The organism is Ruminiclostridium hungatei (assembly GCF_002051585.1).
Classification (GTDB): domain Bacteria; phylum Bacillota; class Clostridia; order Acetivibrionales; family DSM-1351; genus Ruminiclostridium; species Ruminiclostridium hungatei.
Map to the genome: position 1 here is coordinate 85,086 of NZ_MZGX01000007.1, position 13,620 is coordinate 98,705.

Below are 13,620 nucleotides of genomic sequence, written 5' to 3' on the forward strand. Positions count from 1 at the left end.
AAAATAGCACACAGCCGCCAGAACAAATAATAGTATTACACCTATTATAAGGCTGACAAATAAACTTATGGCCAAAATTGCAATACTGCAGGCTATTAAAAATACAAACTCAAGTTTTTTCACAAAGTCCACCCCGATCTTCAGGCCCCTCTATAGGATTTATTTATCAATGGAGTATTTAAATGTTTGATTCTGGTATCTATAAAATCCTTTGACTGTTGTATAAGGCTCTGAAGCTTTTCCATGTAATTGTTAAAGTCGTAAGGATTCTGCTTGATGTGCCTGTACAGCTCATATGCCTCGTGCCTGCTGCATACCACTCTATCCGACAGCCCTATTCTTTCCAGCAGGGTATCCACCTTGTTCTGCTTGCTTTCATTATATTGCATGAAAAATTGCTTCTTGCAGCAAAGTGAAAAAACCACTCCATGGTACATATTAGTAAAAACATAATCTGCTGAATAGAAGTAATCCAGAATTTCTATGGGTGACTTAAAAACAATATTCTTATGGGCGAATGAATTTATAAAGCCGAAGGAATAAATCAGTGCTCTCTCGTTTGCAGCAATTTCTTTTATGGAATCAATGAATTCCCTATCAAAATTATTGCCGTAAACAAGTATAAATTTTTTCCCTCCCTTAATTCTTTTTGGAGTATATTCATTGAGAAATACCGGGTCCACCAGTACAGGCACTTTATACCCTGTCAGCTTTTCAACAATTTCCTGTGAATTTTCATCCCTGACAGAAATATTGTCCGGATTGAGCCTTGCAATGCTTTGTGTAATTTCCCTGGTTATATTGCTGCTCCCGGCACATCCGAAACTGGGTGCAAAGGTCATTATTTTGTTTGCCTCAAAGCTGCGTCCGAAATATGTACAGTCTCCCTTTTCTACAAAAGGATTTGTATAATTCCATATCTCGTCACTCCCCAAAATGTATCCGTCAAATTTATGAGCCTTTATATTAGTGGAGAATCTGGTCTTTTTCATTAATTTCCAGCCTCTTCTGAAATTCGCCACGGCCAACAAATTATAAAGTCCCTTAGGAAGGTTGGGATTGAGGATTCTCATGATAATATCCTTTTTGAAAGTATATCTGCTTTCATAATTTATTAAATAGCAATCTATATTATATCTATCGTTAATATACTTATTTAAGGCATACGCCTGCCAGTAGGCACCATAATTTACCGCCATATGAAATGTCAGTATCCCTATTTTCATTTTTTATCCCCCCTGTCCGCTCTGCGGACATAAATTCAAAGGGTTGAAAGTGGTTTTCTTTCAACCTTTTACCTCCGTTAAATTGGCTTGAAGCCTGCCCTGCGCCTCATCAGAATATTTTTGAATTTCATTATGGCAGCCTTGTTCAAAACACCGATAACCATAATACCTGCCATAAGCGCAAAAATATTCACCACAATCCCCCCCGTATAATAGAGCCAACAGTATAGAACCATTCCAGGCAGATATAGTCCTGTACTTTTCAAGCTGATTTTTATCCGTATTTTAAACTTTGCATTAACATAGAAATACCTTATTACAACTACAATAAAGGAACTCACTATATTTGCCATGCAGGCGGCATAGATTTTCAGACTGCTTACTAATAAAAGAGTTACAACTATGTTTATACCTGAAGCGATTAAGGTTGTATACAGCAAATGTCCTGTCTTTTTAAATACATAATAGAAAGAGGAAAAGAAGGTCATAAAAAACTGGAAGAATGCACCTATCAGTAAATAAGGTACATAATTGACCGCATCGGCGAATTCTTTCCCAATAGCTATTGCGGAAAATAATTTTACAAATGGAAATATAATCAGTAACACACCCAATTGCAGCCTGAGAAAGTAATTGAGCATTTTTGAGTAGAACTGGTCACGATCAGACGAGTTTTTTTCATAAATGGCCGTATCCTGCCAGGCGTAGTTAAAAATCATATTTACTGTCATTAATATGGAGGGAAATTTTGAGGCCACTGCAAAAATTCCGTTGTAATCGTTTCCCAGACAGTAAATAATAATGTATCTGTTGCTCAGATTAAGAATCCACCAGCTTATGGTATTGGGAATCAATGGAATGGTATATGCTATTAATTCCTTTATCGTCTTCATATTTATGTAATTTACACTGATTTGCCTGAAAACCCTTAATTTTACTTCCATATATATAAAAGCCGCTGACATTGAGACTATATTTGATAATATCAGCGCCCTGACAGAATAGTGCAATACTACAATAAACAAAATATTGAGCAGCAGCATCAAAAAGGTCATTATTATTCCGGACACCGCAAATAACATATTCTTTTTGAGTCCTCTGGCTATCATCTGCCAGGTATTAAAAATACAGGTGGCCAATATTTGAAGGTAAATCAAATAGAAAAATTCTATCTTGAAAAAATAATTGGCGGCAATAGCCAAAGGCACTGTCATAAGTACAGCTATTATAATTATAAACAAGGCATTGGTTATATATTTATCCGATACTGACCTGTCATCTCCGGAATCCAGTGAAAATCTGTATATACCGTCATAAATCTGTACGGATACTATTGGAACAATCATCAAAACCGTTGTACATATCACATCATAATACCCATATTCACTGGTTGACAGATATGCCGTATATATAGGGAGAAGAAGAAATACCAACAGTTTGGAGGACAATGTACCTGTCATATATATGACAGAATTTTTTGCCAAAGTTTTTTCTCTACTCATATGTGTTCTCTTTCTTGTTGCGTATTGTTGGTGTAATCAGGCAGTCATCAAACCATTTTTATTTGCAGCAGGCTTTGGCAGCTTTTTATTTAATTTATTGAAATAGCCATAGGACTTAAAAAAGTTCTTATAATTATTTTTACTGACCTGATTCAGTATAACTCCCAATAAATTTACATTCCCCGCCTGCAGCTTCTCCTTTGCCTGGTTTATGGACTTTATTGAAGTTTTATTCATTTTTGCAACAAGGATAGCCGCATCTGCTCTCATTGCAAGGATTGCTGCATCAGGAACACAATCCAGGGAAGGAGTATCAATAACTACACAATCATAGTTCTCCCTTGCCTTCTCAAATAACTCCAAAAGGTAACGTGAGCAAAACAGCCCTGCAGGATTTCCTGTATTTCTTCCTTTGGGAAGGTAATTGAGGTTTTCCATGTTGGTAGGATATAATACCTCTTCCATAAGAGCATTCCCTTGCAGATATTGAACTGCCCCCTGTTGATAGCCCGCATTTTTCTCCACCGGCTTCCTTAAATCCATATCCATCAATAATGTCCTTTTCCCCAATGCAGCCAGAGTTATAGCAATATTTTCAGCAGTAACGGTTTTACCGACCCTGGGTTCTGTTCCAGTTACAACCAGCGTATATATCCGTTTTTTTTCAAGATCAGGATATATGTTTGCCGCAAGTGCCACATATGCTTCTTTTGCCACAAAACTTTCAGGGCTATAAAAGTTATAGCTTCTATTTGTCATTTCCAATCCTCCTTATTTAATTCCAAATCCGGGTATGGCTCCAATAATTTTTAAGCCGGTGTTTATCTCAACATCTTCAGGCACTCTGATTTTGTTATCAAAAAGATCAATAATATATATATTTACAATTGCGACAACAATACCTGCTACAATCCCTATGATGATTTTTTTTATGCTGTCATCAGGAAGGGGATACTGCGGAACTTTTGCTTCATCCAATACTCCAATAATATTATTTTGTGTCAGTTCTCTCAGGCTTGTTATAAAAGCCTGTGTCACTGCCCTGGAGGCATCTGCCGCCAGCTTCGGGCTATCTGCCACTGCTGAAATTCCCAGTATGCTGGATTCATCCTTCTGCTTCACATATATCAAGCTGCGAAGTTCACTCCCTGATATGCTGTATTTACTTTTTAAGCTGCTTAAGGCTGCCGAAATAATTTTTTCACTTGTTATGATTTCCTGATAGTCCAGAAGCAATTGCTTGCTTAGCAGCACATCCTGATAGCTTATACCTCCCGCTGCATCAACTGCCGTATTCCTGTTTAAGGCATATACCGTTGTTTCTGCTTCATATAAGGGTATATACCTGTAATATTTCATGTAAGTAGCCAGTCCTCCGCCTACGATGGCAAACAATATAACCAGCCAGAACATTCTGCGTATAGAATAAAAGAATCTTTTAAACTCCATATAGTTCCTCTCCTTCTTTTTTTAAAAATGGCAGTGCTTTGCCATACGAACCGGTAAGAACCTGCTTCGCTTATATTTAAATACTTATATCCCCCGTATTATCCTTCCATGCCGAAACAATGAAAAGAGCTTTCCGGGATCCTATGCCGGCTTAACCATGGTCACACCAAGCTCTACTATTCTTGGCTCACTCATGAGGTTAAGTATTACCTTTGCCCTTCCTTTCCTTTTGTCAACAGAACGAATGTATCCCTCCATTCCACACAGTGGACCTTCTATTACCTCAACTTTTCCGCCTGAAATACATACTTTGGAATATCCGATTATCTCGCTGTCAGAGGTCAGTCTGCATATGTTCTCAATTTCCTGCTGCAAAATTTGCTGAGGTCCGTCATTGTCTTTCAACAGCCTTATAACTCCCGGGATTCCTCTGAATAAATCATAGGAATCATTTTGAATACATCCATTAAGGAGAATATATCCGGGAAACAGTATCCTTAATTTTTCCTGCCACCTTCCATGTTTTCTCTCATTCAATCTCCTCTTCGGTACAACAGCCCTGAGTCCGTCCCGCATTTTGAGGTTGAGCCTGTCCTTGATTATATCCTCTTCACCGGTAACCACAAACAAGGCGTACCATTTCTCTTTCGTTTTAAAGTCCATTTCAAACTCCGTCCTTTTTTGCATGCCTTATACCAGGATTGTTGAAGAATCCGGTTAAATTCCATTTATTTGAAATTATACTCCGATACGTAATTTTGTAAATTTAATACCTTCGCCATTTCCCATACAATAAAACAAATTTTCTACACAAAGTAATAATATATTGTAATAATCTATGTTGCATTTGGGTAGGCGCTGTAATTATATGCCATAAATTTATCAGCTTACCTTCTGCCTCTATTTTATACATTTCCATACAGAAAGTTTTGAAATGGCTCTTGCGCAAAGAACCCCTGCAGGCTCACAATATTTGAGTCTGCAGGGGTTCTTCCTGGATTACAGCATATTTTAATTTTTATATTTATATTCTACTTTATCAACTGCACTGCCCTGGCATACACAGGGTCCTTAACCTGCTTAAGAGCAGCAAGGCGGCTGTTCAAAAGCTTTTGTGTACAAAAATCCAATACGCCGTAGCTGTAAACCTTGTTATCCTTCTGGAACTTTTTGATGGCGTCCACAGTCTTGCTGTCAAGCGTCATATCAGGATCATCAACATTATAATTCAAAAGCTTTAAAATATGCTCCGCATAAAATACATCGGTATATTTGCTTCCGAGTCTTGGTTTAACCGTGACAGTCAAAGCCTCAAGGAGGTTTACGGGCACATTGTCCTCAGTGAGCTTTTGATCGTCTACCTTCACATTGGGTTCTATACCCTTAAGGTCTATACAATCCCCATTAGGTGTATAATACAGGCCCGTAGTCAGTTTTGCCCAGCCTGCAAGCTGGCTGTCCTCTGGTTCGTATGTAAAATCATAAGCATTTACGGATTTAGGTTTCATATCCTTGTTCAGGCTTTCAAAGGCCCCGGTGTTTAAAATAGGATAGAATGCCTGTACTTTTGCTTTCCCGAAAGTTTTTGTGCCCACAACAACTCCTGCCTTTGTATCCTTTACTGCACCGGTGAAAATTTCCGAGGCACTGGCCGAGTTCTCGTTTACCAGCACAGCCAGTTTGTATTTAAGGCTTGAAAGCGAGGAATAGTAGGTCTCGTCAGTTTGCGCCCCATCTTTGAAATCCAATTTTGTAATAAGGCCCTTTGGCACAAACAACTGAGCCAGTTGAACAGCCTGATCCACATATCCTCCAGGATTATTCCGCAAATCCAGCACCACCTTTGTTATCTTTTTTTCATCAAAGCTTCCAAGGGCTTCCACTACTCCACTGTAGGTGTTGCTGGAAAATGAATCTATGAGTATATAACCTATGGCACCTCTGGCCTCGTAATGCACGGACGGAATATTTACCGATGCTCTGGACATCTCAAGATTGACTAAATCTTTCTCTCCCTGTCTGAGAAGCCCCAGCCTGACCTTCGTGCCCGCCGGACCCTTTACCTTCGCCACAACGGCATCCAAAGCCTGACCGGCTACCGATACCCCGTCAACCTCTGCAATCTGGTCTCCCGAAAGAACTCCTGCCTTCCATGCCGGTGAATTTTTATATACTTTTACAATGGTTATGTACTTTGACTTTTCTTCAAGTTGAACCTGAACACCCACTCCCTCAACAGAACCTGCCAAGGAACCTACAAAGGAATAAAATTCATCGGATGAAAAGAACACCGAATAATCATCAAGTATGTCAAACATTTCTTGAAGCGTGGTTGCCTTGCTTAAAGCCTCCTGGGGTATTTCTCCGTTATACTTCTGTCTGATAAAATCTCTGGCACTCTCCAGATATTGCTCCTGAACGGTTATCTGTGTTTGGCCGCTCCCCTGGCCTTCAGCGGCAACAGTGCCAAAACTGAAGACTGACATGAGTATGGCCAGAGACAGAATTACCGCAGAAAATCTCTTTAGCTTGTTCATTGGCTTAGGTCCTCTCTGAATGGTAAAATGTTGTACTAGTATATTATACAGCCACTTTTCCATATATCACATTTAAAATTAAAATTAATAGCTTATGAGCTTTTCCATGTACTCTTTTCTTATATCCTTGCCCATATAGTCAATATATGCCTTCATCATATCTGCATATTTTGCCTTGGTTATCCTGTCGTTGGGATAAATATATCCCTTTGCGTCCCCGGATATAAGTCCTATTTTTTCAGCCACATACATTGGCGCTCTTGCATAGGAAGGTATCTTGTCATTGTCCTTGAAGCCTGTGACCGGAACCGGGTTCGGGGCCAGACTGTTGAGCCCCAGGGTGTTAACCATCATCGCCACCGCTTCTGAAACCGTAATAAGATCATCAGGTCTGAATTTGCTTTTTCCATTGCCTGATATAACACCTCTTTTTAGGGCATTGCTTATACTCTCAAAATCTCCCCGGTTTACTGAAACATCCGCAAAGGGTGAAGTAACCACAGTATTTTTTGTAGTTCTGGAAGGCGTTGTTTTTGCTTTAAATGCGGGATCAAGAGGTACTTCCGGAGCCACCTTCAAAAAGGCGTCCACAAATTCGGCTCTGCTTATGTACTCCTGAGGATCAAAGGCCTCCGCATTTTCAAAAGCCTCAAGGCCAAACAGCAAGGCAATATTTTCCTCAGAGGCATGACCTCTTATTTGATTAAGGTTTGGTGAAACAAGTCTGGTCGAACTTGGAAAGCTTTCAAGCTTCAAATCACCTGCATATGGCACCAGTTTGGTAGTAGGCAGCTTCTTTTTATCCAATTCACTTAATACTGCAGTATATTTCAGGACATTTTCATTCGCCTGTGTCTGGACATAACCCCCTTGAATACTTGATTGTTCCGGAAGGTTCTCATAATATTTAAGTTCTTTTTTAGTCGTGGTAGAGACCTCCATTTTTATATTTCCCACAGTGACAGGAGCCTTCCCGGCTCTTTGCTGAACAATCTCCTGGTTTATGAGCTGAGCCTCAGCAGAGCTCCAGTACTGGTCATAGCCGGTATAGCTGGCAGTGGAGTTTACAGTGACATAATCGGACCCCGTAGTTCCCATTCTGTACTTCTTCCTGCTGATTATTTCACCCTGAAAATAGTTTACCGCAGGTTTCATATCATTAAGAATGGACTTTGTCAGCTCATAATCTGCTATGGATGAGATTATATACACCGCGCCTCCAACCTTGGCATTCTCGGTGGCCTTTGTCAACTGCGTGGACTCCACCTTCTGTCCGTTGGCCTTGGGCGTTATGGTGGTTACAAAGGTCAGAGACCTTGTAAGGGTGTCCTGAGTGCCGTTTTTGAGGGAATACACATAAGTGCTGGTTAAAACCTGTGATTTTGTTTTTGTATCTTCCTTAAGCTTTTTTGTAAGGGTCAGTTTGCCCTTCAGTATTACCGGTACTCCCGTAAGGAAAAAAGGCTCCTGGTAGTCAAACTCATATTTGCTGGAAGAGGACAGGTTTGTCATACTGGGGGTTTCACCGGAGGATATCCCTCCCTCATAGCCGCTGTCTCCCTGTCTTGCCTGGACACCCGCAGGACTGATTGTCAAAAGGAAGCTTACCGCCAGAATCAGGCTCACGGCAGTCCTCCTTGCAGGTACTCTCACAGTTTCCCCACCTGGTCCGGCCCTGTGGCGTTTTTTTTGCTTTTCAGTTTTTGATTTTAGAAATAGATTATGCAAAATACCTGACCTCCGACTGTTTTATCTATTCTTCCACTATTACTATATAGGCATCTCCTGTTGTGGCACTGTCTTTCTTCAATATCCTGAGCTTGTCACCCTTTTTCAGCTCGGAAGGATTAATTCTCACATTATTTTTGATTACCAGTGAATTTGCAAGCAGGTTGACCTTACTGTCAGCAATGCTTACATATATATTCGAAGACGAATTGTAGTACCTGCAGTTTTTCAGTTCCAGGGCCGTAGGCTGTGACACCAGATTCCCTTCCTCGTCCACCGTACCCCCGGAAGCCATTGCAAGCTCACCTGTTACATTTACGTTTCCATAGGGGGCAGTGCTTATTTCAACTGCATTTGTGCCATTGCTCAAGATATAAATCGTCCTGTCCCTGAAAGTATCCGCACTGTTGCTGCTGATAAAATCACCCTGTCCCACAATGCCGTCTGTGTCTGTAATCCTTGTATCAGCACTGAGAGTAAAGGTTATGGGAGTATTGGCATATTCCCAGTTCACTCCGCTCAGTCTTGAATAGGATTGCAGTGTAACATTCTTATATGGATCGATAGCGGTAATTCTTCCTCTGTATAGCTGCACTGCGTCTGTCCCGGCTCTTTGCTCCACCGAAACCACTCCTGCCACCAGCGTTCCGCTGGCGGAATCCCTGTTTGCAACCACGTATGCATAGTCATTGGCTGCCACACTGCTTCCCTGAACAAGTCTGCCATCCTTTACAACAATGGTCCCCTTGTCATAGGTGATGCTGGTCAGCGCCTGCTGCAGCGTGAACCTGTTAGTGCCGGCAGTATACACCTTGTCATTGTATGGGACCTCAAGGTCGTTTGTAAAGTTGGCCATTACTATATTTTCATTGTTGCCGTAGTCCCTCTCGCTTACCAGGTACACAACCGCTCCCGGCAAGTATTTGTTCATGTCCTTCACAGGCTGGGCCGTACCTCCGTAATATGCGGCAAAGTTATCCCCAAGTCTCAGGGATTTCATGGGCTCAACCTCATCCTTGACCCAGACGCCCTTTCGCAATACCCATGGATCACTTAACAGTATCTGATTTGACAGGCTGTTATAGCTGCTGAATTTACCTTTATATATATTTGCTACAAGTTTGTCTCCGCTTTCTATGGTTATTTCCTTCAGCCTTGTGAGATTGGGAGCTTCATTTATAAGAAGCTTTACCCTGTCGCCATCCTTTAACTGGCTGATTTTAGACAGCCTGCCGTCCTTTATTACATTAACGCCGTCAGTGTTGTACTGCAGTATGCCCTTATCGGTTTCCACAGTAATGGAACTGAGCTTTTTGGAAACAACTTTTCCATAGCGGACGGTATAGTTGTCAACACTGCTTATTGAGGAAACCGCACCTGTTTCGTCTATTCTCACAAACACCGTATCTCCCGGCTCTATATCCTCCAAGACCGCGGGCTGGTGGTTTTTATAAACCTGGACACTGTTGGGGTCGGAATAATTGAAGGTTCTCAAGGCTGAAAGCTCCAGGGGAGTCTTTCCTGATCCGTCCACGTTATACAGCGTAAGGTAACCCAACTGGGGATTGTTTTCTTCAACAATACCTGCCGCCAGTCCCAGTTCACGCTCCTTCTTGACTGTAATAGGAACAATCTCTGTTACGATATTTTGCTTCAAGCCTATGATAACCACCGAATCCGGCAGTATGGAAGTCATATTCACAGGCCCCTTTGTTATTGCATTTAAAATGTTATTTGAATAGGTCCTGTTCTCATAGACAACATTTCCGTTTACAGTCTGTCTGACAGGGTCTGCTATATCCTGGGTGGGATATTTGACGGCCTGTGTAAGTGGAGTATAGTTTATGGTTCTTGCAGTATTGGCCACACTATTCACTATAGCTGCCACATAGCTGACCTCTCCGCTGTTGGAAAGCACACGGGCATACCTTACTGTCCTGTCGTCCATACCTGCTATGTATTCAAGCCTGTCGCCCTTTTTCAGGCTCTGGGAATTTGAAATTGTTCCGTCTCTGAAAACCGGAATTTCAGTCCTGTAAGCCTCCTGGACTTTTCCCGTCTGTTCGTTTGAAGTGGTTGAGGGTGCCTGGTAACGGGTTTCAGCCACCAGTTCATCCAAAAGTCCATCCGAGTTTCTTACAACAAGGGTGGTATAGTCAATTCTGTAGCCCTTTGATGTATCCTTTGTCTTCTGTATGTCTTCAACGGTTGCTGTCCGCTTTTCCATGCTCTTTAAGGGCAATATCACATTTTCGGCATTTTTAAGTATCCTTGCCGCCTGCTCTCTGGTGACGGCTTTCTTGGGATTAAAGCTGCCCTTGCCGTCACCGCTCATAATATTATTCTGCAAAACTGCTTCTATGTAAGGTACATTTTCGGGAATGGCACTGTTCCAATCGGAAAAATTATTGAAAAGCTCCTGTTCCTCGTAGGCAGGCGGCAGCATGAGCGCCTTGGCCAGCCAGGTGGCAAACTCCTGCCTTTGTACTGCTGCTCCTCTGATAAAATCACCTGCTTCAAGTCCGCTTTGGTCGGAATTCATGGCGTCGGCCAGCTCCTGCCGGGTTATAAGGCCCTCGTTGGCCGCCAGTTGTATACTGCCGTCATAGAGTATGGCCTGCAGGCTGGTTTTCTTCTGGGCCGCAGATCTGGCTGCATTTAAGGCTTGTCCCTGGGCAGTTATGTCCTGTACCCTGTTGGCAGCCATATACGCCAGATACAGTGCCGTTTCCTTTGACACAGTTCCATTCGGATTGAACTTTGTATTTCCAAAGCCCTTTAGCAAATCAAGGGCGCCATTCTGGTAAATGGCATCCTTCAAATCATAAGACGCGTTGCCTATATCCGTATATTTAAGATTGTTTATAACAGCCTGTCCGTTAGGAGTGGCTGTATATGTATTTACTATTGCCTCTTTACTCACAGCGGCAAACACAAGGCTTGACTGTGCCATAACAGCAAATGCAACCGCCGCTGCCATAATTTTGGTTAGCCGTCCGGAATTGTTCCTGGAAATGGTATTAGTATTTGAAGACTTAAAATGATTCATTTACCTGACCCCTGTATCTAGAAAATTTTTCTCTATATGCTTATTATATCGGCTTTTTTTGGATATTTATTATTAAAGTTTCATTACAATATCGGCCTTGCCTGCATGTAAATGTTCCGGAAAAGGCGGGTTTTCCGCTTTCAGTCATCCTTCATATGCTCGTCCAATTAAGTTTACCATAATATACTCATTACTCTTACTGACTGTTTTTCCGATACAAGAAAAGGATGCAGTCAGGCAGACTGATTGTGACAGAATAGCACAGCTTTGTTATTTTTTTGCGGGTTGCATGTTATACACGTTAATATCGTGGTATTATACTCGTAAAAGTAATGATGTGCAGGTCCTTAAAAAATAATAGATTTATGGAGATGATAATATGAAGATCAAAGCAAAGTTAGTCCTTTCCTTTACTGCTGTTCTGCTGCTTTTTGCCCTTTTTGTATTCTTTCTTGTCTATATAGAAGTATCGGGAATAGTTACCGGCAACTACCAGGAAAATATTGAAAAAAATGCGAACTTGTCTTTAGCCTTTTTTGATGAAAGATATCCAGGTGATTGGAATATCAAAGACGGAGCACTTTACAAGGGTGATGAAAAAATTAATGACTCCACTGAATTTGTGGATACGGTCAAAGAGGAAAGCGGCTATTATGCTACAATATTCCTGGACGACACCAGAGTGTCCACAAATGTACCCGGTGAAAACGGTAACAGAGCAGTGGGAACAAAGGCCTCCTCTGCTGTTGCCACCACTGTTCTGCAGGAAGGCAAAACCTACAGGGGCACTGCAATGGTTCAAGGCAATAACTGCTTTACATATTATACTCCACTTAAGGACTCAGGCGGTAAAATAATAGGCATGTGGTTTGTAGGAGTCGATAAAACTGTTATAGACAGGCAGATAACCGGCATCGTGACCGTCATAGCTGCTCTAATTGCTGTTTCCCTGCTGGTGGGTGCGGTACTGGCCTTCTACATAGGCCATGTATTGAGCAAGGCCATAGGCAGGATCAACACCCAACTTAACAAATTTTCAGAAGGAGATTTCAGTGACACTCTGGATGAAAAAAGCTTTAAATTAAGCGGTGAACTTGGGGAGATATCCAAGTCTGCCCACAAAATGCAGCAAGCTGTTCATGGAATCATAGAATCTGTCATAGGTGAATCCTCTAAAATCAATCAGGCCATGGCACATACCTACAGCGAAATTTCCTCTCTTACCGGCAATATTGAAGATGTTTCCGCAACTACCCAGCAGTTGTCGGCAGGAATGCAGCAAACCGCGGCCACAATGGAGGAGATGAATGCAACCTCGTCAGAAATAGAGTCCGCAGTTGAAAATATTGCCAAAAAGGCTCAGGAAACTTCCTTTGCAGCAAAGGAAATCAACGCAAAGTCACTGGCGCTGAAAGCTACAGCAAAAGAATCCAGGGATCACGCATACAATATCTATCAGTCCACAAACACAGAACTGAAAAAAGCAATTGAGCAAAGCCAATCCATAGAACAGATCAGGCTTTTATCCGATGCAATCATGCAGATTACCAGCCAGACCAACCTGCTGGCACTGAATGCAGCTATTGAAGCCTCAAGAGCAGGTGAAGCCGGCCGCGGCTTTGCCGTTGTGGCCGATGAGATAAGAAAACTGGCCGAAGACTCTAAAAAAGCGGTGGGAGAAATTCAGAGCGTTACCAAAAATGTCCTTGTGGCGGTGGAAAACCTTGTGTCAGGCTCACAAAGCATTTTATCCTTTATTGAATCGACGGTTATCAGAGACTATGGCAGCCAGGTTGAGGCAAGCGAGCAATACAGCAGCGATGCTGCCCGTATTGATGAACTGGTATTTGAGTTCAGCTCCACCTCCGAAGAGCTCCTGGTATCAATCAGCAATATGATGAAGGCCATAAACGAAGTCACTATTTCCACTAACGAAGCTGCGGAAGGCACTTCCAACATCGCTGTCAAAGCATCGGAAATACTGGAAAAGGGCAATGAAGTGGTAAAAGCCTCCCAGGATACAAAAGCGGCTTCGGAAAAACTTAAAACCTATATGTCCGATTTTAAAATTTAAGAGCTTTTAATATACTTTTCCGAGGTGATGAGGTGATGAAGTAAGTTTTTAAAAT

General features: G+C 41.8%; 9 protein-coding genes. 1 reads left to right on the forward strand and 8 read right to left on the reverse strand.

Going from position 1 to position 13,620, the window contains the following annotated elements:
- Positions 1 to 140: 140 nt before the first annotated feature.
- The 8 genes from CLHUN_RS06780 to CLHUN_RS06815 form a co-directional block, all read right to left on the reverse strand.
- Positions 141 to 1,226 (reverse strand): polysaccharide pyruvyl transferase family protein, encoded by a 1,086-nt coding sequence (locus tag CLHUN_RS06780; protein ID WP_080063824.1) that lies wholly within the window; start codon positions 1,224 to 1,226, stop codon positions 141 to 143.
- A 77-nt stretch (positions 1,227 to 1,303) separates the two neighbouring features.
- On the reverse strand, positions 1,304 to 2,728 hold the full coding sequence (locus tag CLHUN_RS06785) for a lipopolysaccharide biosynthesis protein (protein ID WP_080063825.1): 1,425 nt from the start codon (positions 2,726 to 2,728) through the stop codon (positions 1,304 to 1,306).
- Positions 2,729 to 2,764: 36 nt separating this feature from the next.
- Entirely contained in the window at positions 2,765 to 3,487 is a 723-nt protein-coding gene (locus CLHUN_RS06790; protein ID WP_080063826.1) for a CpsD/CapB family tyrosine-protein kinase, read from the reverse strand.
- A 12-nt stretch (positions 3,488 to 3,499) separates the two neighbouring features.
- The gene (locus CLHUN_RS06795) at positions 3,500 to 4,177 is read right to left on the reverse strand and encodes a YveK family protein (RefSeq protein WP_080063827.1); all 678 of its coding nucleotides are present in this window, start codon (positions 4,175 to 4,177) and stop codon (positions 3,500 to 3,502) included.
- Positions 4,178 to 4,318: 141 nt separating this feature from the next.
- Positions 4,319 to 4,840, reverse strand: a complete 522-nt coding sequence (loaP, locus tag CLHUN_RS06800) for an antiterminator LoaP (RefSeq protein WP_165755687.1) — start codon at positions 4,838 to 4,840, stop codon at positions 4,319 to 4,321.
- A gap of 368 nt (positions 4,841 to 5,208) precedes the next feature.
- Positions 5,209 to 6,714 (reverse strand): S41 family peptidase, encoded by a 1,506-nt coding sequence (locus tag CLHUN_RS06805; protein WP_080063829.1) that lies wholly within the window; start codon positions 6,712 to 6,714, stop codon positions 5,209 to 5,211.
- Positions 6,715 to 6,798: 84 nt separating this feature from the next.
- Positions 6,799 to 8,442, reverse strand: coding sequence for an S-layer homology domain-containing protein (locus CLHUN_RS06810; protein ID WP_080063830.1), 1,644 nt, complete (start codon positions 8,440 to 8,442; stop codon positions 6,799 to 6,801).
- 25 nt (positions 8,443 to 8,467) lie between these two features.
- Positions 8,468 to 11,491 (reverse strand): S-layer homology domain-containing protein, encoded by a 3,024-nt coding sequence (locus CLHUN_RS06815; protein WP_080063831.1) that lies wholly within the window; start codon positions 11,489 to 11,491, stop codon positions 8,468 to 8,470.
- A gap of 379 nt (positions 11,492 to 11,870) precedes the next feature.
- On the opposite strand from CLHUN_RS06815, the gene CLHUN_RS06820 reads away from it, so the two are divergent.
- Entirely contained in the window at positions 11,871 to 13,565 is a 1,695-nt protein-coding gene (locus tag CLHUN_RS06820; protein WP_080063832.1) for a methyl-accepting chemotaxis protein, read from the forward strand.
- The last annotated feature ends 55 nt before the right edge of the window (positions 13,566 to 13,620 follow it).

Excerpts from the sequence above, each read along its gene's own strand:
- CLHUN_RS06820 (WP_080063832.1), top strand. The coding sequence starts at position 11,871 with ATGAAGATCAAAGCAAAGTTAGTCCTTTCCTTTACTGCTGTTCTGCTG.
- CLHUN_RS06795 (WP_080063827.1), bottom strand. The coding sequence starts at position 4,177 with ATGGAGTTTAAAAGATTCTTTTATTCTATACGCAGAATGTTCTGGCTG.
- CLHUN_RS06790 (WP_080063826.1), bottom strand. The coding sequence starts at position 3,487 with ATGACAAATAGAAGCTATAACTTTTATAGCCCTGAAAGTTTTGTGGCA.
- loaP (WP_165755687.1), bottom strand. The coding sequence starts at position 4,840 with ATGGACTTTAAAACGAAAGAGAAATGGTACGCCTTGTTTGTGGTTACC.
- CLHUN_RS06780 (WP_080063824.1), bottom strand. The coding sequence starts at position 1,226 with ATGAAAATAGGGATACTGACATTTCATATGGCGGTAAATTATGGTGCC.
- CLHUN_RS06805 (WP_080063829.1), bottom strand. The coding sequence starts at position 6,714 with ATGAACAAGCTAAAGAGATTTTCTGCGGTAATTCTGTCTCTGGCCATA.
- CLHUN_RS06785 (WP_080063825.1), bottom strand. The coding sequence starts at position 2,728 with ATGAGTAGAGAAAAAACTTTGGCAAAAAATTCTGTCATATATATGACA.
- CLHUN_RS06815 (WP_080063831.1), bottom strand. The coding sequence starts at position 11,491 with ATGAATCATTTTAAGTCTTCAAATACTAATACCATTTCCAGGAACAAT.